Here is a 20,403-nt window from a genome sequence, read left to right as displayed (position 1 = left end):
AAAAGAAAACCGCCGCATACACCCAGCACTGTACCAATCAAAATCCCGATACTGCCGAGTTTACGCCCCTCCCGCTTTACAATCCGCTTGATTTGCTTTGGCGTTGCACCAATCGTCCGTAGCTGCCCGTAGCTCTTGATTTTGTCATTGATGGAGATACGGAAGATACTCTGGATCACAATATAGCCGCCGATCAGAACAATGGCAATCACGCCAGCCATCAGTGCAAAATCAAAGGATTTAGAAGCATAGGCAAAATACTTGCTGTTCATTTTGGGCATAGGAAGCTGATATTCCTCCGCAATCTCCCTGCAATAAGAGGTCATCAGTTCTTCGCCCAACTGGTCGCTGTTTTTGAAATGGACATAGGCGCGATAGCCAGTCGGGTCAAACCCTTTCCATCCTGTCAGGGCAGCGTTGGAAAGAATGATAGCGCAGGTATTCGCTTCTTTTTCATTTACGCTGTCCATAATGCCGGTAACGACATAATCACCATGAAAACTCTCTGTATCTAAGGTCACAGTGTCCCCGATCTTGGCATTGTTTCCATAGGTGGAAAGAAAGTATTCGCTTACAACAACTTCATTTGCTTTTTCAGGAACCCGGCCCTCTAACAACTCCATCTGCGCCTTGGTAATCTCCATCATTTGCGCGTCGCAATACACATAAGACGCATGATAGCCCTGTTCTGAAAGCTCCTCACCCAGCATATAGTAGCCGCCTACGCGCTCAAACTCCGGCAGTCCTTTCAGGGTTTCAATGTCGTTTTCCTCTACGCCCAGCCAGACCGCCTCATAAGTATCGACAACCTGATTGCGCTGCATTTGTGTCAGGGAGGTAGACACAATTCCCGTAAAGCAGATCAGAAATGCCGCCAGCGCAACGGCAATCACCACCATCAGATTCCGGCGCTTCTCGCTTTGCAAACTTTTCTTTGCCAGCTTCTTTGTAATGGCGCTGGTATCATTCTCAAAAGGCCATGTCATAGCCTGCCACCTCCTTACTCCACAATCTTGCCGTCCTCAATGCGGACAATCCGATCTGCAAGGCGGGCAATGTCGTCATTGTGCGTAATCATCACAACAGTTTGCCGGAACTCTGCACTGGTGCGCTTGATAAGCCCCAGCACCTCGGCGCTGGTCTTGCTGTCAAGGTTGCCGGTCGGCTCGTCGGCCAGCACAATAGCCGGTTTGGTAATCAAGGCGCGGGCGATAGCCACACGCTGCTGCTGTCCGCCGGAAAGATTGTTCGGCATATTTTTCAGTTTATCTTCCAGCCCCAGCAGATGAACGATCTCGTCCAAAAACTTCTGATCCACCGTGTCCCCGTCCAGCTCCACCGGCAGGACGATGTTCTCATACACATTCAGGATCGGAACAAGGTTATAGTTCTGGAAGATAAAGCCGATGTTGCGGCGGCGAAAGATGGTAAGCTGCTCGTCGTTCTTCTTTGCCAGTTCTTCGCCTCGGACAATCACTGTTCCGCTGGTGGGAGTGTCCAGCCCGCCCATCATGTGAAGCAGGGTGGACTTGCCGCTGCCGGAGGTTCCCACAACGGCCACAAACTCACCGTCATTTACGGAGAAGTTCACGCCGTCAAGGGCGCGGGTGATATTCGGCTTTGTGCCGTAATACTTTTTCAGATCAATCGTCTGCAAAACGCTCATACTCAAAACTCCTTTCAAGGCTTTCTGCCTGTTGATAAGGTCATTGTAAAACCCAAATGTCCGCGAAATGTTACAGCGGCCAAAAAATTTCATTGAAAATCGGGGTGAAATGTTACAGCGCTCGGACATTTCAAAAAAATTTACGGCGGGCAGCCGGAAATGGCCGTCCGCCGTAGCTCATGATCTGTTCTAAAACCAATTCGCCTTTTGATTTCTAAATTGAGGAGTATCGCTTTCTTGATAAGGATTGTAGGTATTACGGTTACACCCAAACTCTTTTAATGATTTTATTTTATTGTCCTCTGTCCATTCAATCAAAGAAATACCGTCAAATTCCTCTATATCCCCATTGTTCATTCCATTTTTGAAATACCACTCTACAATCGTTTGCAACGGTGTACAAAGGGAACATAATAAAAAACTTAATAATGGACTGCCAATCTTACACAAAGTACCGCCCAAACGAGACTACGGGCGGTATTTTTGTATCATGGCGGAGAAAGGAGGAACTTCCCACGGGGGCTTGACTGAAAAGTTGAGCCTCTTTTTTCATGCCAAAAAACAGGAGGTAAATGCTTATGGCAGATGATAAAACCACAAAAACGCCGGAACAGCCGGTAACGGATAGCGGGCCGGGCAAGGAAACGCCTCCCGCTCCCCCAAAAGAGCCGGAGAAGGTTTCCGTTTCTCCGGAGCCGGAAAAAAAGACGGAACCGGAGGTAAAGAACCCGCAGGTTTCCGTCTATAACTTCGCTGAAATTATGAAGGAAAAGAAGGTCGAGGAACGGGCGGCAGCTCCCAGCGGGGAAAAGCCTGCCCCGGCAAAAACGGAAAAACCGGAAAAGCAGCCGGAGGCTCCGAAGAAAGCGGAGGAAAAACCCAAAGAGCCGGAACAGCCGAAGCGCCGGGGCCGTCCCCCGAAAGCAGATAAGGACAAGGCCGCAACCCCGAAGCCCGAAGCTCCCGCACAGAAACCGGAAAATGCGGTCAAAAAGGAACCGGAGAAAAAAACGGCGCCAACGGTACAGGCCGCTCCCGCTCCGAAGGAACCCGAAAAACCGAAGGATGCACCACGCCGGGGCAAGGAACAGATCGTCTATATCAAGCTGAACGAGCTTCACGCCTTCAAGAACCATCCCTTTGAGGTTCGGGATGATGAAGAAATGCGGGCTATGGTGTCCAGCGTCAAGGACAAGGGCGTGACCCAGCCCGCTATCGTCCGTCCCCGTGAGGATGGCGGCTATGAGATCGTGTCCGGCCACCGCCGCCAGAAGGCCAGCGAGCTTGCCGGATATGCGGATATGCCCTGTATTGTTCGCAATCTGACGGACGATGAAGCCATCACGCAGATGGTCGAGGACAATCTCAACCAGCGTGAAGAAATCCTCCCCAGTGAGCGGGCCAAAGCCTTGAAAATGCAGCTTGAGGCCATCAAGCACCAGGGCTCCCGCACTTCGGGCCAGATTGACCCGAAGGACGCAGGAAAACGCTCCAACGAAATTGTAGCCGAGCGCAATAAGATGGCGGTCAAGCAGGTGCAGCGGTATATCCGGCTCAATGAGCTGGTTCCCGACCTGATGAAGCTGATGGATGAAAAAAAGCTGGGCTTTACTACGGCGGTGGAGCTTTCCTATATCGGCAAGAAGAACCAGAACTATATCGCCGTCGCCATTGACAGCCAGCAGTCCTCGCCTTCACAGGCGCAGGCAAAGCGTATGCGTGAGCTGGACGAAAAGAAGCTGCTCAACGGGGATGTGATCGACGGCATTATGATGGAGGACAAAAAGGAGGTAGACAAAGTGATTTTGACAGGTGCGGAACTGAGCAAGTATTTCGGCAAGGAAACTACGCCGAGGGAAATGAAGGACCAGATCATCAAGCTGCTGGACGACTGGAAGGGTCAGCAGAAGGAACATGAAAAGCCGGAGAAGAAAACCGAACAGGAAAAGTAAGCCCAAACTTCGGGTCAGCATGGCCCGAGGATTGCGGGGCTCTGCCCCGCGCCCCGAAGCTCTGGAGATATAAATGATTCCCCGTCGCCAGTTATTCCGTAGCATAGCCGGGAAAATCAGTCAAGGGCAGCGCCGCCGCAGGCGGTGCCAGAGGCACCCTTGACGGATTTCTCCCGGTTATGCTTTTTCCCGGTCAAGCGACGGGGATATAAATTCTCCAGAGCCGTTCCCCTTCCCGGGGGAAGGGGCGGAGGGGTTGGGCGAACTCTTGCTTTTCCCTAAACCAAAACAGAAATGGAGGCTCAACCAATGAAACGACCTTTAGCATACCTGACCGCCGCATGGAGCGGCGAGCCGGATGTTGATATGGAGCTGGCGGCCCACTACTGCCGTCTTGCTTATGAGGCGGGCTTTTCCCCGATCTGCCCGCTCTTGTATCTGCCGCTGTTTTTGAATGACAGCGTTCCCGAGGAACACAAGGCTGGGATTGATATGCGCCGGGATATGCTGCGGCGCTCCCACACCCTGATTGTCTGCGGCAGCGCTGTGGACGAGGATGTAAAAAATGATATTGCGGTTGCCGGGCGGCTGGGCATTGCGGCGACCACACTGGAAGGGGTGCTTGCCGTGAAGGGACACGGCACCCCGGGCCATGCCGGACATTAAGCTGGGAAGCCTTTTCGACGGGATTGGCGTGTTCCCTCTGGCTGCTTCCCGGTGCGGTATCCGTCCGGTATGGGCCAGTGAGATTGAAAAAGCGCCCATCTCTATAACCAAAAGGCACTTTCCCGACATGGTGCATTTGGGGGATATTACGAAGGTGGACGGCGGGAAAATCCCGCCGGTTCATGTAATTACCTTCGGTTCCCCCTGTCAGAACCTTTCTCTGATCGGCAACCGCTCCGGCCTTGCCGGGGCAAAATCAAGCCTGTTCTATCAGGCGTTTCGTATCATACAGGAAATGAGGGATGCTACTGATAACCTATATCCAGCTATCGCTGTTTGGGAAAACGTCATGGGAGCGTTTTCTACAAATGACCGGATGGACTTTAGAGCCGTCTTATCCGCCTTCTCGGACACCGAAGTTCCAATGCCTCCTTCGGGAAGATGGGGAAACGCCGGAATGGTGCGAGGGGGAACGCCTGATGTGTGCTGGCGACTCATGGACGCCCAGTATTGGGCAGGCTCCCGAAGGCTGGCACGAAGGCAGCGGATTTTCGTCGTGGCGGATTTTGGAGGCAGACGTGCCGCAGACATACTATTTAAGCCCCGTCCAATGCTCCCACTTCCTCCGCCTTGCGGAGAGGGCGGGTGGGCCGCCGCCGAAGGAGATCGAACAGCTTCTTTTGAAACAGGGCGGCAGATACCAGTCATCCACCCCTTTCAGTGCTTCCGTATGCGGGGAGCGGCAAAAAGGCAGGAAGAAACGGCCTTCCGAAACAGCTTCGGATTACCAACTGACCCTTTTCCCACTCTTTTAGCCAGTGATGTAACGCCCTTTGCCTTCTGGTATGAGGGCGACCCGAAGGGCGGCTGTATCCGTTTTCTGACGGAAACGGAAAGCGAACGGCTGATGGGGCTGCCAGAGGGCTGGACAAAGTACGGGGCGGACGGCGTGGAGATCCGGCCTCTGCAACGCTACAAGGCACTGGAAAACGCGATTGCCCTCCCTTGCGCCGATTACATTATGGCCGGGATTTATGAGGTGCTGGCTGACCGGGCCGGAAAGGAGGAATGAGCCCATGTTTGAAGCCTATATAACCAATACAGCCCTATACCCCTTAATGGGGATTGAGGTAGGGACAACGGTACATTTCCCCATGACGACACAGGAGTTGCAGGCCGCCCTTGCCAAAATCGGGATAGACGGGAAACGGTACAGCGAAGTGTTCTTTACCAGCTTTGACAGTGATGTGCTGGGGCTCTACGATTATCTCTACGAATGTGAGAACATCGACGAGCTGAACGAGCTGGGCCACGCCCTGCTGGAAGTACGGGATAAGGGCGGACTGGAAACCTTTGAAGCCGCTCTTGTCTTGGGAAACCACACAAGGAGCGTGAAGGATTTGATAAACCTGACGCAGAACCTTGACCTTTACCGCTTTTACCCGGATATTTCCGATGATGAAGGGCTGGGCCGTCTTTACGCCGACGAGCTTGGGACTATCGACATACCGGAGCACATTCAGAACTACTTCGATTATGAGGCATACGGGCGGGATGTGCGTATCAACGAGGGCGGCGTATTCGCTCCCGGTGGGTATGTGTCGGCAGTCCCGGAGGGCTTCAAGGAGTATTACCACGGGCCGCAGGACATTCCGCCGGAACACCGGATATTTGCCTATCCTGAAAAGGCCGAGCCTGTCCACTCCATTCTCGCTACACTCAAACGGTTTCAAGAAGCCCCACCCGCTCCGAAAAAGGACAAGACGGAGACTTCCCATGAAGAACGGTAAGACTTCGGGCCAGCATGGCCCGAAGCATGAAGGAGGTGCATACCATCAACTATTACCCTATCAATGAAGGGGCCGCCCGCCGGGCAAAAGAAATGAACAGCTTTTCCGACTACAAGGAAGGGAGCGCAACGGCGGAATACCGGGCAATGGTGGACAAGGCCGCCGCCATAGCGGAACAGCAGAAATCCCGGGTGGACCCCATGTACCATGAGAAGATCGACCATCTGTTAGACACCTACGCCCGCAAGCTGGCCGAAAACATGAACCAGGGCTTTGCCATTGACGCAAGGGTTCCCTCTGTGATGATCGCCGGACCTGCCAATTTCCCGGTGGGAAAGAAGGAAAAACAGAACCGGGCGCGGGACAGCAACATGGAGGAATGGCGGCATATTCAAGGGCTGCTGGATAAGATACGCAGCACCGGCATGGGCGGGATCAGCGCCGATGACCCGGCAGCGATTGAAAAGCTCCAGAAGAAGCTGGACGGGCTGGAACGCTCCCAGCTCATTATGAAGGAGGTCAACGCCTATTACCGCAAGCATGGCAAGCTGGACGGCTGTGCGCTGCTGTCGCTGGACCAGATTGAAAAGCTGAAAGCAAGCATGGCGTCAAGTTGGCGAAGCGACCCGAGGCCCTTTGAAAGCTACCAGCTAACCAACAACAATGCGGAGATCCGCCGGGTAAAGGCCCGTATCGAACAGCTTTCCAAACAGGCACAGCAGGAATTTTCCGGCTGGGAGTTCGATGGGGGTCGTGTGGAAATGAACCGGGAGGACAACCGCTTGCAGGTGTTCTTTGACGGAAAGCCTGACGCGGACACCCGGGCCGAGCTGAAAAGCAGCGGCTTTCGTTGGGCTCCCAGCGTGGGCGCATGGCAGAGGCAGCTCACAGACAACGCCATCCGGGCGGCTGACCGTCTGGAATGTATCAAGCCGCTGTCCGGCGAAAAGCCCTCCCGGCTTCAAAAGAAGCCCTCTATCTTGCAGACCATGCGGGAACAGGGCGAAAAAGTCCAGACGGAGCCGGAAAAGAAAGCTCCGTCCGGCAGAGATGCCGAGCGGTAAGCCTCGGGCCACATTGGCCCGAGGTTTTCTGTTCCCCGAGATTGTACGGGGGCCTCCCGGATAGCGGGAACCCCGACGGAAAGGAGGTTTTATGCAGGAAGAAGTAAACCAAAAAACGGTTGCCCTTTCAATCAGGACAACGAAGCTCACGGGAAAAGTGCTGGCTGCCGCTCTTGGGAAGGTAGCGCGGGCGCTGCAAAAGCACCACCGGAAGGCGCTGACCCCGCAGGGACGCCAGAGTGTAAAAAAGCTGATGAACCACTATGGCGGCAAAAGCGCCATGCCCTATGTGGGAGCCCCAAAGGATTTTGACCGGATCGCAAAGGAGTTCCATGTGGACTACGCTTTCCATAAAGTGAGCCCCGGTCATTACCTGCTGTTCTTCAAAGCCAATCAGGCGGACGCTATCACGGCGGCCTTCCAGAAGTACAGCGCAAAGGTGCTGAACAAAGAGCAGGACAAGGCTTCCATCCTCGGCCAGCTTCGGAAATTCACGGAGCAGATCAGGACGCAGGCAAAGGAAAAGCAGCGAACCAGAGAGGCGGTGAAGGACGGACGTTGAGTGACAAGATTAGAAAATATGTGCTCCCAAACCTGCCGTACCTCTTTGTGTTCTGGTTCTTCTCCAAAATCGGGACGGCATACCGGATCGCCCCCGGCACAGACTTCGGGACAAAGCTCATGGGGATGCTCGATACCTTCCCCAAAGCCTTTGAAACCTACTGGCCGGGGCTGGGAGGTATTGACCTGCTGGTGGGCCTTGCCGGTGCGGCTGGGGTGTATCTGCTGATACAGTCAAAGATCAGGCAGGCGAAAAAATTCCGGCGGGATGCAGAGTACGGCACTGCCCGCTTTGGAACAAAGGAGGATATAAAGCCGTTTGTAGACCCTAAATTTCAGAACAATGTCATTCTGACCGGGACGGAGTTCCTTACCATGAACACCCGTCCGAAGATACCCGCCAATGCCCGGAACCTAAACGCCTGTGTCATCGGATCGTCCGGCTCGGGAAAGACAAGGTTCTGGTTGACCCCGCAGCTCCTTCAAGCCCATTCCTCGTATGTGGTGGTAGACCCGAAGGGCGGCACTCTCGACCAGTGCGGGCGGTTTCTGCAACGGGAGAAATACAGGGTGCGGGTGTTCAACAGTATCGACTTTTCAAAATCCATGCACTACAATCCGCTGGCCTATATCAAGACGGAAAGCGATGTTTTGAAATTTGTTACCGCCCTGATTGCCAACACCAAAGGCGACGGCAAGGAGGGCGACGAGTTCTGGACAAAAGCAGAAACCCTCTTGTACTGTGCCCTTGTGGCCTACATCGTCTTTGAGGGGCCGGAGGAAGAACGCAACATGAATACGCTGGTGGAAATGATAAACAGCATGGAAGTCCGGGAGGATGACGAAACCTTCAAAAACGCGGTGGACTATATGTTTGACGGGCTGGAACGCCGCAGCCCCCAGCACTTCGCCGTGAGGCAGTATAAGAAATACAAGCTCGCCAGCGGAGATGTATGCTCTAAGTGACTTCTTAATCATGGTTTTTGTCATGGTTAGTGAAGCAGTCACTTAGAGCATTTTTGTTTCAGGAGGTACAGCCATGAGAAATGAAAAAATTACCCCACTGTACGAGCGCCTGAGCCGGGACGATGAGTTACAGGGCGAGAGCAACTCCATATCCAACCAAAAACAGATGTTAGAGGATTTTGCCCGCCGGAATGGGCTGCCCAACCCTACGCACTTTACCGATGATGGTATCTCAGGCACCCGGTTTGACCGCCCCGGATTTTTGGCGATGATGGAGGAAGTGGAGGCAGGGCGTGTAGAGGCAATCGTCATCAAGGACATGAGCCGGTTAGGACGCGACTATCTAAAGGTCGGTCAGGTCATGGAGGTTTTGCGGCAGCGCGGCGTTCGGCTGATTGCGATCAATGATGGTGTGGACAGTCTGAAAGGCGATGACGATTTTACCCCGTTCCGCAACATCATGAATGAATTTTACGCCCGTGATACCAGTCGAAAAATCCGCTCTGTGTTTAAGTCAAAAGGCATGAGCGGCAAGCACCTGACCGGTACTGTGATTTACGGCTACTTGTGGGATGAAAAGCGGGAGCATTGGTTGGTAGATGAGGAAGCTTCCGAAGTGGTACGCCGTATCTTCTCCCTCACGCTGGAGGGATATGGGCCTTATCAGATCGCCTGCAAATTATCCACAGACCGGATTGAAATTCCTGTCGTACACCTTGCCCGCTTCAACGAGGGTGTGAACCGTTCAAAGCCGGTCAAAGACCCCTATGGATGGGGATCATCTACCATCGTGAACATTTTGAAAAAACGAGAGTATTTAGGGCATACCATCAATTTCAAGACCCGCAAGCACTTTAAGGACAAGAAAAGCCACTATGTTTCTGAGGACGAATGGACGATCTTTGAGAATACCCATGAAGCCATTATCGACCAGCAGACCTTTGATTTGGCGCAGAAAATCCGCAGCAATGTACGGCGTTATCCAAACGGCTGGGGCGAAGCAGCTCCCCTCACAGGCTTGCTCTATTGTGCCGATTGCGGCGGCAAGATGTATGTCCACCGCACCAACAATGGCAAGCGGGTTTCTCAATATACCTGTTCCAATTATACCAAAGTTCCGTGTGGGACACTATGCCCTACACAACACCGTATCAATGAGAGTGCCGTTCTGACATTGGTTTCCGACACGCTCCGGGCTATTGCTGAATATTCCAAAAATGATCGGACGGAATTTATTCACACTGTTCAGGAGACGCAGGTTGCCCAACAGAGTGCCGATATAGCGAAAAAGCGCAGGCGTCTGGCCGCTGCTCAAAAGAGATCCGGAGAACTGGAAAAACTGATTTGCAAAATCTATGAGGACAACACCCTCGGCAAGCTGCCGGATGCACGATATAGGGCACTTGATGCACAGTATGCCAAAGAGCAGGACGCACTTGAGATTGAAATTGCAGAGCTGGAAAAGGCTGTTACTGGCTACGAGCAAAGCCAGAAATCAGCGGAGAAATTTATAGCCCTGATTGATAAGTACGAGAATTTTGACACGCTGACAAACACCATGCTCAACGAGTTTGTAGAGAAAATCCTTGTCCACGAACGCGCCAGAAAAGGCAGTCAGGACACCACGCAGGAAATTGAAATCTACTTCAATTTTTTAGGACGCTATATCCCACCATCCTTACAGCCGGTTCCTTTAACACCGGAGGAACAGGAAGAATTGCGAAAAAAAGAAGAACGCAAGGACAGGCTCCATCAGAACTATTTGAAACGAAAAGCCAGCGGCGCACAGAAACGGTATGAGAACAAAATCAAGGCGAAGAAAAAAGCGGAAATGGACGCTAAGAAAGCCCTGATTCGGGCTGAGGATATGAAAAAAGGTGTTTTTTCTACTGTCGGGCAGCTACCAAAAGAAGAACCGCGCAAAGGCGGCATAGCAGCCAGCGCAGCAGTCTAATCATCACGGAGCAAAGGAGAATGAATATGAGTAAGTTGACTTACATTCGTTGTGGAGATTATGATATACCCAACCTAAAACTTTCTGAACAGCCGGAAACTTCTATTGGCAAGTACGGCAGGATGCGAAAATCCTACCTGAAGGAACATCACCCCATTCTCTACAACCAACTACTGATGAGCGAGAAGCTGTATCCGCACCTGATAGAGATTGACCGGACAGCGCGGGAGCGTATGGACGCCATGTTACCTCACATGATGGAGGTTGCGGGTGTCACTGAGGAACTGAAAGCCTGTGATCCTATGCGTTGGGTGGGGCTGATGAACACATTAACGGCACAGATTGAGGAAATTTTAATCAGGGAACTGATTTGCAGATGAATGGGAGGTGCGGGAAATGCTGACCTTTGAAAAGGTTTTGAAAGTGTTTCAGGCATATCTGGATGATGACCCTCTGTATGAGGTGGTTCAGACCAGTCATGGTTATACATTGATGGCATGGGAACCCCACCGGAATGACTGGTACAGCGCAGAAATACAGAAAACCCCGGAGGATTTACGGAACGCTTTGTTGGGTACATACGCCAACTTTCTGGAAGATAAGATTACTGGAAATGACCGTGACCTGACTGTGACAGAAACCGGAGAAATCCAGCAGAGGTGTCGGGAACTTTTGGAAAAGTGCCGGGAACCTTGATATAGAAATGCCAGAAGGAGGCCGCGATTATGCGTCCTCCTTCTGCTTCGCAGTCTGTTCCATTTTGAGCGCCCCGTCTATGGCACCTTCGATAATCGGCAGGTATTCTTCAGGGCAAAGCTTCAGCTTGTGGCTGACCCGTTGCCGCTGTTCGCTTTCTTCTCGCATAATCTCCGGGTTAAAATACCGTTCCACGGGAAGTCCGCAGACCTTAATCAACTGGATCATCACAGGCAGGCTCGGAATCGCACCTTGATTCTCAATGTTGGCAAGATACCGCCATTCAATCCCAACCATTTCTGCCAATGTTTTTCGTGCCAGACGCTTTGCCTCTCGTGCAGCTTTGACATCTGCGCCGAAGGTTTCAAAACCGGGACAATCTTCAACTTTCGCCATATAACATCACCCAGTTACATTGTATAATTCATACTTTGCCCGTGGAATGTTGCTATATGCAGGTTAGTTGAAGTTTATAATTCACATTTCGTTCCTTGCATTGTTCGAGAAAGAGAACTATAATGTACTCTGTGGAGGTGCGGAATGGACTATATGACATTGAAAGAGGCCGCCGAAAAGTGGGGCGTGACACCTCGTAGGGTAAATTATTATTGCGCCGGAGGGCGCATTCCCGGCGCTGTGAAGATGGCTGGTGTTTGGCTGATCCCAAAGAACGCAGAAAAGCCGATTGACGGAAGGACAAAACAAGGGAAGGGGTTGCACCATGAATAAAATCCTGATTATAGATGATGACAAAGAGCTGTGCGCTTTGATTAAACGTAGCGTACAAGCAGAAAACATAGAAGCTGATTTTTGTAATACCGGAAAAGAGGGCTTACAAAAATTAAGAGAGCAGGAATACCAGCTTGTGGTGCTGGATGTGATGATGCCCGGCATGGACGGGTTTGAAACGCTGGAAGAAATTCGCAAGGAGTACAGCTTGCCGATTTTGATGTTCACATCTAAAAATGACAGCATTTCTAAAGTACGGGGCTTACGGGCCGGAGCGGACGATTATCTTACAAAACCGTTTGATATGGATGAACTGATTGCCCGTATTGCGTCTCTTATTCGCCGCTACACTCGCTTTAATCAGCAAGCTGGAGCCATACAAAAGCTAAATTTTGACGGATTGCAGATTGACCTTGAAAATCGTTCTGCTACTACATCAAACGGCACTTTTGAACTGCCCCCAAAGGAATTTGATTTGCTCCTGTACTGTGCAAAACATCAAGGGAAAATTTTGACCAAACAGCAGATTTATGAGGAAGTATGGGGCGAAGAATATTTCTATGATGACAGTAACATTATGGCGATTATCAGTCGGCTTCGTAAAAAATTAGAAGTCAATCCTTCAAGCCCAAAGTATATACAAACGGTCAAAGGGATTGGCTACCGGTTTAATAAGGAGGTGTAGTCAGCATGGAAATTATCGTATTCTTGTCCATTGTGATTGCTGTTGTGGCTGTATTGACTTCCATCGTTCTCGTTCGGCGTGTAAAAAAACAAATAGCAGAAATGACCGATATGCTGGTTGATGTGAAAAACGGAAATGGCAACCGGCGTATTCTATCTGCAACAAATGAACTGACAGCACCTCTTGCCTATGAAATCAATGAGATCGTTGTGGCCTATGAAAGCAGACTTTCAACTGTACGGCAGACAGAAGAAACCAACCGCCAGCTTATGACGAGCCTTTCCCATGACGTGCGAACGCCCCTTACTACTCTGCTTGGGTATCTTGACGCTGCACACAAAGGACTGGTCACAGGAAAAGACCGGGATGATTATATTGAAACCGCCCGTCGGAAAGCCCATGATCTGAAAGAATACATTGATGTACTCTTTGACTGGTTCAAGTTAAATTCAAACGAGTTTGCTTTGGAGATCCAGAGCGTTGAGGTTGCAGAGCTGACAAGAAATATTCTGATCGACTGGATACCGATTTTTGAGGATAAACAGGTTGATTATGACATTGATATTCCTGAACAGCCTGTCCGGGTAAGATTGGATATGGATAGCTATATGAGGATCATCAATAACCTTATTCAAAATGTAATCGCTCACAGCCATGCGGACAAAATCAAAATTTCCCTATCGAAGAAGGAAAATAACATGGAGCTGCTGCTGGCGGATAATGGAGTGGGAATTGAGAAAGAAGATTTGAAACACATATTTGAACGGCTTTATAAGTGTGATAAAGGACGCTCTGAAAAAGGCAGCGGACTTGGTCTTTCTATTGTCCATCAGCTTGTAGAAAAGATGGGTGGAAATATAACAGTTGAAAGTTTGCCGGGAAAAGGAACTGAATTTATGTTGCTTTTTCCCTTGGAGAGTTAAGCGGGTTCCCGTCTTTATGGCGGGAGCCTTTGTCATTTTACTGGATTTCAAATTGCAAGGTTAATGCAAGGTTGCGGCAAGGTTAATGCAAGGTTGGCATGATAGAATACCTTACAGAACAGGAGGTTTTGAATATGGATACAAATTATATCATTGAAACAAAAAATCTGACAAAGCAATACGGCTCACAAAAGAGTGTGGCTGACTTAAATATCCATGTCAAGCGTGGGAGAATTTATGGTCTGTTGGGTAGAAACGGAGCCGGAAAAACCACAACTATGAAAATGCTGTTGGGCTTAACGAAGCCGACTTCCGGGGAGGTCAAAATCTGGGGAAAGTCTTTGCAAGGGAATGAAAAGAAGCTGTTGCCCCGTATCGGAAGCCTGATTGAGTCCCCCGGTTTTTATCCCAATCTGACCGGCACAGAGAACCTGCGTATCTTTGCTACTCTGCGGGGCGTACCAAACAATCATGCCATCAAAGATGCTCTGGATCTGGTAGGACTGCCCTACAAAGATAAAAAGCTCTTTTCACAGTATTCTCTTGGTATGAAGCAGCGGCTTGCCATCGCCCTTGCCGTTATGCACGATCCGGAGCTTTTGATTTTGGATGAGCCGATCAACGGCCTCGATCCCATCGGTATTGCAGAAGTACGTTCCTTTATTCGTGAGCTTTGTGACGCGCGAGGAAAAACCATTTTGATTTCCAGTCACATTCTTTCGGAGATTTCCTTGCTGGCTGACGATATTGGAATTATCGACCACGGCGCATTGCTGGAAGAAGAAAGCCTTGCTGAGCTGGAGCAAAAAAGCAGTAAGCATATCCGTTTTACGCTTTCGGATACTGCACAGGCGGCAAGAATTTTGGAACGCAATTTCCATGAAAACCATTTTTCCATACAGGACGACCACAATCTGCGTCTACACAATATGGAGCTACCCGTGGGGAAAATTGTAACTGCTTTTGTAGAAAACGGATTGGAGGTATCAGAAGCACATACCTGTGAAGAAAGTCTTGAAGATTACTTCAAGCGTGTGACAGGGGGCGAAGGAATTGCTTAAACTAATCAAATGCGAATTTTTGAAATTGAAACGGAAGAAATTTATTCCGCTGATTATTTTGGCTGCGTTCCTGTTTCCAATCCCGCTGACTTATCTGATGACAACGCCCTCTATGATGGAGCGATATACGGATCGGGCAGATGCTTTCGATGGACTATTTAACATGGTGTTGGGATATGGTATCCAGTTTTTACTGCCCTGCATTATCGGAGTGATTGCCGCTATTCTGTTTTTTATGGAACGCGACAATGATACATTCAAAAATCTGCGTACAATTCCCGTAACCAGCACGCAAATGGTACTTGCAAAGATTATTGTCCTTTTTATCTTTGGAATTGTTTTTTGCGTGGCTTCTACCATTGCAACAATTCTTTGCGGAATTGGAACATTAGAAGTTTATGGAATTGGTTATAAGCTGTTTTTGGCGGTTGAAACGGGGATCTTCATTACGGCAGGAACACTCCCGTTGATTGTCCTTGTTGTCTTTTTCAGTAAGACCTATGTTTTTTCCATTTTGTTGTGTGTCTTTTACAGCGTTCTGAACATGAGTGCTACGGCATTGTTTGACACACTGCCTAAAACTATGTTATGGCTTCTGCCCACGCCACTGACTACATTTTGGAGTGCGGGAGATATGGCGGCTCATGGAATAAAAATGGACTTGGAGCAAATGACAGGGCTAATTCCCTCAACATTTCAAGTTGTATTCATTCTTGGGATTATGGCATTCGTTTCGTTCTTACTGATTGACAGATTATATAAGCAGAGGGGGGAATAAACATGGTTCGCATTGTAAAAACAGAATTTTATAAATTGAAAAGGTATCATATCCTTTGGGCGGGCGTTGCACTCATGCTGCTATCCGTCCTGCTGACCTTGTTTACCTCTATGGCGAATGATGGTTCCGTTTGGGATTTTGCCTATCTTACAGAACAGGTCATCAAAAACAATATGTCCATGATTTTTCCGATGTGTATCAGCCTAATTGCTGGATATATGATTTCTCGTGAGCAGACGGATGACACATTGAAAAATATTCTGACTGTGCCGATCTCTTTTAAGAAACTGTTGACCGGAAAATTGATTGTGTGCGGCGTATTGTCTATTATTTTCGGGCTGATATGCAGTCTGTTTACAATCATAGCAGAAATGATTGTGGGATTTCCCGGCTTTGAGATTTCCTTAGCTCTAAAAGCAGCCTTGCAGATTACTGCGGTTAATTTCTTTTTATATCTTGCGGTTCTGCCGATTATCGCTCTTACTTGTCGGAGGGCAGGCAGCTTTTTAGTCGGTGTAATCATTGCTTTTGTCTATGGATATGGAGGGATGTTTGCCGCAGGAAATATGACATTAGCAAACCTTTATCCGATTACCGCAAGTCTTGGAATGGTAGGCTACCGTAGCTATGATACCGCAGTCAACTGGAATATCGGAACCTGTTCTTGCAGTCTTGTGCTTGCTGTCGTTATTTCTGCCATCTTGATTTTGTGCATGAAAGAGCGAGAAGCAACCCAAACAAAGAAAAAGGCCAAAAAGGTAGCACCAAAGAAAGGCTGGTGATGATTTTATGAAGAAAATAGTTTTAGCATTAACATTCGTCCTTGTGGGAAGTTTTATGCTTGCTGGCTGTTCAAAAGATGAAATTCTCAATCATTACAATAACATTGTTCAGTCTGCGGGTTCCATAGAACTGACAGGGAAAGCGTCACTGCAAGGGGAAAAAGAAAAAGGAATTGATGATTATACAGGGACTTATACGGCTGATTATGCGAACTTTTCAGGTACAGAGTATTTGTTCGGAGGAACTTCCATAAAGAGAGAAGCCGGTAAAGAGCTGTCCATTGATTGCACCTTGGAGATTACGGAAGGTACTGCAAAAGTATTTTGGATTTCTGGATCTGATGAAGCAGTAACTTTGATTGAAACAACCGGAACTTATAGTGACACAATTACACTTCCTGATGGTGGAAATTATATCGGCATTGAATGTGAGAATTTCACTGGAAACATTGAATTAGATATTGAATAATACTCTGCCGGACGACGGCAAAAGAAAAAAAGCCGTCGTAGAGCAGACAATTTGACACGCCCATTTGAAACGGCGGCTTTGATTTCAGAGCCGCCGTTTCTTTGCGTTTACACAAACCAATGACGACTTGCAGGGACACGGTAGCCGATTGGAGGTTATTTCGCCGTGTCCTTTTCTCTTTTTCGCAGTATCCATGATCTGCACCAGTTAAAAAAAGCGTAACTCCCCCTCCGGGACAGTCTGGTTATGAATGTGAAATCAGACGATACATAAATGAATGTGTAATTTCATGCGTCCGTGTGGCTTCATGCCGCCCGGGCGCTTTTGTGTTCTTATGGGGCTGCTTCGGGTCATGTTGGCCCGAAGTCATTCCCCGGTGCCGCTCCCCGCCGCCTTCGTTTCGGTCACTCGTCAACCAACAACCGAAACGGAGGTCAATATGGCTATTATCAATTTGCGGGACTATTACCCATTCTATACATCGGATTGCTTCATGGAAGTATCAGAAGAAGTTGCAGAAATGTTCAAAGAGTTTGATCGTAAAGAGGCTGCCTACCGGCTGCGTACATACCGCCACAAAGCCTACTATTCCCTTGATCGGGATGACGGGCTGGAGCATGAAGCTGTCTTTGTCGCCTTATCTCCCCATGAACTGTATGAGCGGAAAGTGACCATGCAGGAGCTTCATGCGGCGATTGCCAGTCTGCCGGACAAACAGGCAAAACGGATTTACGCTCATTTCATTCTCGGCATGACCAAACAGGATATTGCCCGGGCAGAGGGCGTCCATGAAAAAGTGGTTCGTGTCGCAATCGAGCGAGGTCTGCGGCACTTAGAAAAAATTTTGAAAAATTCTTTGTAAGGCGTACCGATTTAGGCCGGAAAATGAAATGGCTTATGAGAGGCAAAACACTTCGGGTCACAATGGCCCGAGGTTCAGACAAGCCTCATGCAGATTGAAAATTGAATAAAAAGACACCCGGATACGAAGGGAAACGCGCTGTGTGACAGACCCGCCATGACCTCGGATTTCAAAGAATACAGTCTTTGTAAAACTGAGCGAGCGAACAGGTCCATGCCATAGGTGGGGCAAGGCTGGCTCCACCGGAACAGGCGCAGAACCCGGATACTTGCGTTTAGTCACAGTCCGAGCGTTGAAGCGGCCTTGCAAGCCGTGAGCCGTCGCAGGCAATGAGAACGCCTTGCCATCAGAATGGGGAGAGTTGAAATACTATGGGGCATGAAGCCTATGCCCGTCCGGTGTGTCTGAAATGAAGTGAAAACCTATGGGGAGCCCCCGGCAATGCTGTCTGATGATAGGCCAACCGATCCGGCGTGGCTCCCCATCTTTTCAAAAAAGGAGCACTTTATGGGAAATGCGTTTGGAATGATCCCCGGCTTGGAACCGGACGAATGGAGCAATGACGCCTGCCGTGGTTATGTCATTATGGCAATGGAGGACTGCGGATTTTCAAAGAAGGATATACGGCGTGTTGTGGGGCAGCTTTATGAAGTATTCGACCTCAACAGCGTGGAGGACGCCAAAGAAAAGTACCTTTCCAGTCCTTACTGACCTCGGGCCACATTGACCCGAAGTGGAGAAAGCTCAAAGGGCGGCACCTGCTGGGTGCCGTCTTTTGACATTTCCCCACGGGACAAGTGGGAAAGGCTGGTATATACACGCACTTTCGCAAAGGAGGTTTTCAATGACGCAAGCTGTCACTTATGAACGAGAAACAAAGTCTGTCGCATTTCAAGGGAAGATCATTGTGCTGGAAAGCCTCACGCCGGTACTTCCCCCGAAGGAGAAAGAACAGCGCAAAAAAGAAATTGAGCGTTGTCTTTACGAGGTGTTCAGCAAATATAGGGACAGATTTCCCTAATCATTCGCAACATTGTTGTCCGGGGCTGCTGATGGTATAATATAGTTGTAAGGTTGGTAGCTCCATTCCAACAAGGAAAGGAGCCCAATATGGAATTTATCAGAGAAGATTGTATTTACGCAAGACAGTCAGTAGACCGCAAGGACAGTATCAGCATTGAAAGTCAAATCGACTTTTGCAAGTATGAATTGAAAGGCGGGAGCTGCCGGGTATTCAAGGACAAAGGCTATTCCGGTAAGAACACGGACAGACCGGAGTTTCAAAAGCTGCTGGGCGAGATCCGCAAGGGAAAGGTTCGGCGGGTCATCGTGTACAAGCTGGACCGTATAAGCCGCTCTATTCTGGACTTTGCAACGATGATGGAGCTGTTTCAAGAGTACGATGTGGAGTTTGTATCCTCCACGGAAAAGTTTGATACTTCGACCCCGATGGGCCGGGCCATGCTGAATATCTGCATTGTATTCGCCCAGCTTGAACGTGAGACAATTCAGAAGCGTGTCACAGACGCCTACTATTCACGGTGCCTGAAAGGCTTTCACATGAGCGGACAGGCGCCATACGGTTATCAGTTAGAGCCTACTGTGGTAGAGGGTATCCGCACAAAGAAAATGGTTGCCGACCCCGTAGCCGCCGACCATGTTCGGCTGATGTTTGAAATGTACGCTGAACCGGAAACCTCCTTCGGAGATATTACCCGATACTTCGAGGAACATGACATAAAAATTTATGGCAAATCCATGTTCCGTACATTTCTTTCCCAGCTTTTAAGAAACCCCGTTTACGCACAGGCCGATTTGGAGCTGTACGAATTTTTCAAGAGCCAGGGCGCAGCGATTGTCAATGACGCTTCCGACTTTGCCGGAACAAACGGCTGCTATCTCTATCAGGGGCGGGATGTGAAGGAGGACAAGGACAGGTGCTTAAAAGACCAGATACTTGTTATCGCTCCCCATGAAGCACTCATTTCCTCTAATACATGGCTGAAATGCCGGAAAAAACTTATGGCAAATACCACCTTCCAGCAGGGACGGAAACCGAAGAACACTTGGTTGGCCGGAAAAATCAAATGCGGGCATTGTGGGTATGCGCTGAAAGCCACACATGTACCAAACAGTACCGGATATTTCCGCTGTACCAAACGGACGGAAAACAAAGGCTGTCCGGGCTGCGGGAAAATCCGTAAAGAAGAATTTGAGCAATTCATTTTCTCGGCCATGCAGGAGAAGTTCAAAGACTTTCAGATACTCCACGGCAGGGAGGAAAAAGTCAATCCGAAGCTGACCGCCTATCAAGTGGAACTGGCACAGGTGGAGGCAGAAATTGAAAAGCTGCTGGATACGCTGACCGGAGCCAATGCGACCTTGCTTGCCTACGCCAACAAAAAAATTGAAGAACTGGACACCCGACGCCAGACCATTTCAAAAGCAATCGCCGAATTGAGCGTTGAAACCATATCTCCCCAGCAGATAAAGAAGTTATCCTATTATCTCGATAACTGGGACAGCATAGATTTTGACGACAAAAGAAAAGCCGCCGATGGTTTGATCTCTACAATCAAGGCCACCAGCGACCGTGTTCAGATAGAGTGGAAAATCTGACATTTCCGCTCTATCGCCCCTCATTTCTATTTTATCTTGTTTGTACCCCTTGTACACCGATGTTTGATTTTCTTTATGGAAAAATTGCTTGATTTCCCAAACTACCACCTTTCCACGGGTATTCCACTCCTGAAACCAATGTTTTACTGTTTTACGATTGCTATACTGGGGACACCAACT

Annotated in this window: 23 protein-coding genes and 3 pseudogenes; 21 read left to right on the top strand and 5 right to left on the bottom strand. The window is 49.4% G+C overall.

Annotation, left to right across the window (positions count from 1 at the left end; genetic code table 11):
* The 3 genes and pseudogenes from D3F01_RS15240 to D3F01_RS15230 all read right to left on the bottom strand — a co-directional run.
* Positions 1-986: ABC transporter permease (locus D3F01_RS15240; RefSeq protein ID WP_242889521.1), on the bottom strand; the 986-nt coding region annotated here is incomplete at its 3' end.
* Positions 987-1,000: 14 nt separating this feature from the next.
* Positions 1,001-1,666 carry an ABC transporter ATP-binding protein gene (locus D3F01_RS15235; protein WP_002586595.1) on the bottom strand — a complete coding sequence of 222 codons (666 nt, stop codon included), beginning with the start codon at positions 1,664-1,666 and terminating at the stop codon, positions 1,001-1,003.
* 189 nt (positions 1,667-1,855) lie between these two features.
* Positions 1,856-2,070, bottom strand: a pseudogene (locus tag D3F01_RS15230) (nuclear transport factor 2 family protein); the annotation flags it as partial.
* Between the two features lie 168 nt (positions 2,071-2,238).
* Between D3F01_RS15230 and D3F01_RS15225 the strand changes: the two are divergent.
* From D3F01_RS15225 to D3F01_RS15180, 10 genes and pseudogenes are all read left to right on the top strand, one after another.
* A complete protein-coding gene (locus D3F01_RS15225) occupies positions 2,239-3,618 on the top strand; it encodes a ParB/RepB/Spo0J family partition protein (RefSeq protein ID WP_097777695.1) in 1,380 nt (459 codons plus the stop codon).
* Positions 3,619-3,927: 309 nt separating this feature from the next.
* On the top strand, positions 3,928-4,284 hold the full coding sequence (locus D3F01_RS15220; RefSeq protein WP_003500157.1) for a hypothetical protein: 357 nt from the start codon (positions 3,928-3,930) through the stop codon (positions 4,282-4,284).
* The gene (locus tag D3F01_RS15215) at positions 4,271-5,356 is read left to right on the top strand and encodes a DNA cytosine methyltransferase (protein ID WP_242889519.1); all 1,086 of its coding nucleotides are present in this window, start codon (positions 4,271-4,273) and stop codon (positions 5,354-5,356) included. The genes D3F01_RS15220 and D3F01_RS15215 overlap by 14 nt, the downstream gene beginning before the upstream one ends.
* A 4-nt stretch (positions 5,357-5,360) precedes the next feature.
* Positions 5,361-6,074, top strand: a complete 714-nt coding sequence (locus D3F01_RS15210; protein WP_117762132.1) for an antirestriction protein ArdA — start codon at positions 5,361-5,363, stop codon at positions 6,072-6,074.
* Between the two features lie 14 nt (positions 6,075-6,088).
* On the top strand, positions 6,089-7,138 hold the full coding sequence (locus D3F01_RS15205) for a hypothetical protein (RefSeq protein WP_118285739.1): 1,050 nt from the start codon (positions 6,089-6,091) through the stop codon (positions 7,136-7,138).
* 91 nt (positions 7,139-7,229) lie between these two features.
* Positions 7,230-7,700, top strand: a complete 471-nt coding sequence (locus D3F01_RS15200) for a PcfB family protein (RefSeq protein ID WP_015567070.1) — start codon at positions 7,230-7,232, stop codon at positions 7,698-7,700.
* Positions 7,697-8,647: pseudogene (locus D3F01_RS15195) on the top strand (type IV secretory system conjugative DNA transfer family protein); the annotation flags it as partial. The gene D3F01_RS15200 and the pseudogene D3F01_RS15195, both read left to right, overlap by 4 nt.
* A gap of 91 nt (positions 8,648-8,738) precedes the next feature.
* The gene (locus tag D3F01_RS15190) at positions 8,739-10,619 is read left to right on the top strand and encodes a recombinase family protein (RefSeq protein WP_024738625.1); all 1,881 of its coding nucleotides are present in this window, start codon (positions 8,739-8,741) and stop codon (positions 10,617-10,619) included.
* Between the two features lie 26 nt (positions 10,620-10,645).
* Complete coding sequence (locus tag D3F01_RS15185; protein WP_024738626.1) at positions 10,646-10,999, top strand: TnpV protein; 354 nt, start codon at positions 10,646-10,648, stop codon at positions 10,997-10,999.
* A gap of 16 nt (positions 11,000-11,015) precedes the next feature.
* On the top strand, positions 11,016-11,315 hold the full coding sequence (locus D3F01_RS15180) for a hypothetical protein (protein ID WP_024738627.1): 300 nt from the start codon (positions 11,016-11,018) through the stop codon (positions 11,313-11,315).
* A gap of 27 nt (positions 11,316-11,342) precedes the next feature.
* Here the strand turns inward: D3F01_RS15180 and D3F01_RS15175 are convergent, their stop codons facing one another.
* Positions 11,343-11,711: a helix-turn-helix transcriptional regulator gene (locus D3F01_RS15175; protein ID WP_005933665.1), complete on the bottom strand. Its 369-nt coding sequence runs from the start codon at positions 11,709-11,711 to the stop codon at positions 11,343-11,345.
* A gap of 144 nt (positions 11,712-11,855) precedes the next feature.
* Between D3F01_RS15175 and D3F01_RS15170 the strand changes: the two genes are divergently transcribed.
* The 11 genes from D3F01_RS15170 to D3F01_RS15120 all read left to right on the top strand — a co-directional run bounded on the left by D3F01_RS15170 (position 11,856) and on the right by D3F01_RS15120 (position 20,223).
* Positions 11,856-12,044 carry a helix-turn-helix domain-containing protein gene (locus tag D3F01_RS15170; RefSeq protein ID WP_024738628.1) on the top strand — a complete coding sequence of 63 codons (189 nt, stop codon included), beginning with the start codon at positions 11,856-11,858 and terminating at the stop codon, positions 12,042-12,044.
* Positions 12,037-12,729, top strand: coding sequence for a response regulator transcription factor (locus D3F01_RS15165; protein ID WP_024738629.1), 693 nt, complete (start codon positions 12,037-12,039; stop codon positions 12,727-12,729). Before D3F01_RS15170 ends, D3F01_RS15165 begins: the two co-directional genes overlap by 8 nt.
* Positions 12,730-12,734: 5 nt before the next feature.
* A complete protein-coding gene (locus D3F01_RS15160; RefSeq protein ID WP_024738630.1) occupies positions 12,735-13,652 on the top strand; it encodes a HAMP domain-containing sensor histidine kinase in 918 nt (305 codons plus the stop codon).
* Between the two features lie 134 nt (positions 13,653-13,786).
* Entirely contained in the window at positions 13,787-14,713 is a 927-nt protein-coding gene (locus tag D3F01_RS15155) for an ABC transporter ATP-binding protein (protein ID WP_024738631.1), read from the top strand.
* The gene (locus D3F01_RS15150) at positions 14,706-15,491 is read left to right on the top strand and encodes an ABC transporter permease (RefSeq protein WP_024738632.1); all 786 of its coding nucleotides are present in this window, start codon (positions 14,706-14,708) and stop codon (positions 15,489-15,491) included. The genes D3F01_RS15155 and D3F01_RS15150 overlap by 8 nt, the downstream gene beginning before the upstream one ends.
* A gap of 2 nt (positions 15,492-15,493) precedes the next feature.
* Positions 15,494-16,273, top strand: coding sequence for an ABC transporter permease (locus D3F01_RS15145; RefSeq protein ID WP_117506374.1), 780 nt, complete (start codon positions 15,494-15,496; stop codon positions 16,271-16,273).
* A 7-nt stretch (positions 16,274-16,280) separates the two neighbouring features.
* Complete coding sequence (locus D3F01_RS15140; protein WP_081691996.1) at positions 16,281-16,742, top strand: hypothetical protein; 462 nt, start codon at positions 16,281-16,283, stop codon at positions 16,740-16,742.
* Positions 16,743-17,181: 439 nt separating this feature from the next.
* The gene (locus D3F01_RS15135) at positions 17,182-17,604 is read left to right on the top strand and encodes a sigma factor-like helix-turn-helix DNA-binding protein (protein ID WP_015553874.1); all 423 of its coding nucleotides are present in this window, start codon (positions 17,182-17,184) and stop codon (positions 17,602-17,604) included.
* A 507-nt stretch (positions 17,605-18,111) separates the two neighbouring features.
* A complete protein-coding gene (locus D3F01_RS15130) occupies positions 18,112-18,315 on the top strand; it encodes a hypothetical protein (protein ID WP_117851693.1) in 204 nt (67 codons plus the stop codon).
* Between the two features lie 133 nt (positions 18,316-18,448).
* Entirely contained in the window at positions 18,449-18,625 is a 177-nt protein-coding gene (locus D3F01_RS15125; RefSeq protein WP_187307891.1) for a hypothetical protein, read from the top strand.
* 89 nt (positions 18,626-18,714) lie between these two features.
* Positions 18,715-20,223, top strand: coding sequence for a recombinase family protein (locus D3F01_RS15120; protein ID WP_117499745.1), 1,509 nt, complete (start codon positions 18,715-18,717; stop codon positions 20,221-20,223).
* A 54-nt stretch (positions 20,224-20,277) separates the two neighbouring features.
* Here D3F01_RS15120 and D3F01_RS15115 read toward each other — a convergent pair.
* A pseudogene (locus D3F01_RS15115) lies at positions 20,278-20,403 on the bottom strand (nuclear transport factor 2 family protein); the annotation flags it as partial.

This window comes from Faecalibacterium sp. BCRC 81149 (assembly GCF_022750605.1).
In the GTDB taxonomy this organism is placed as follows: Bacteria; Bacillota; Clostridia; order Oscillospirales; family Ruminococcaceae; genus Faecalibacterium; species Faecalibacterium duncaniae.
Note: the sequence above shows the minus strand (reverse complement) of the source record. Positions and strands in the feature narration are given on the sequence as shown.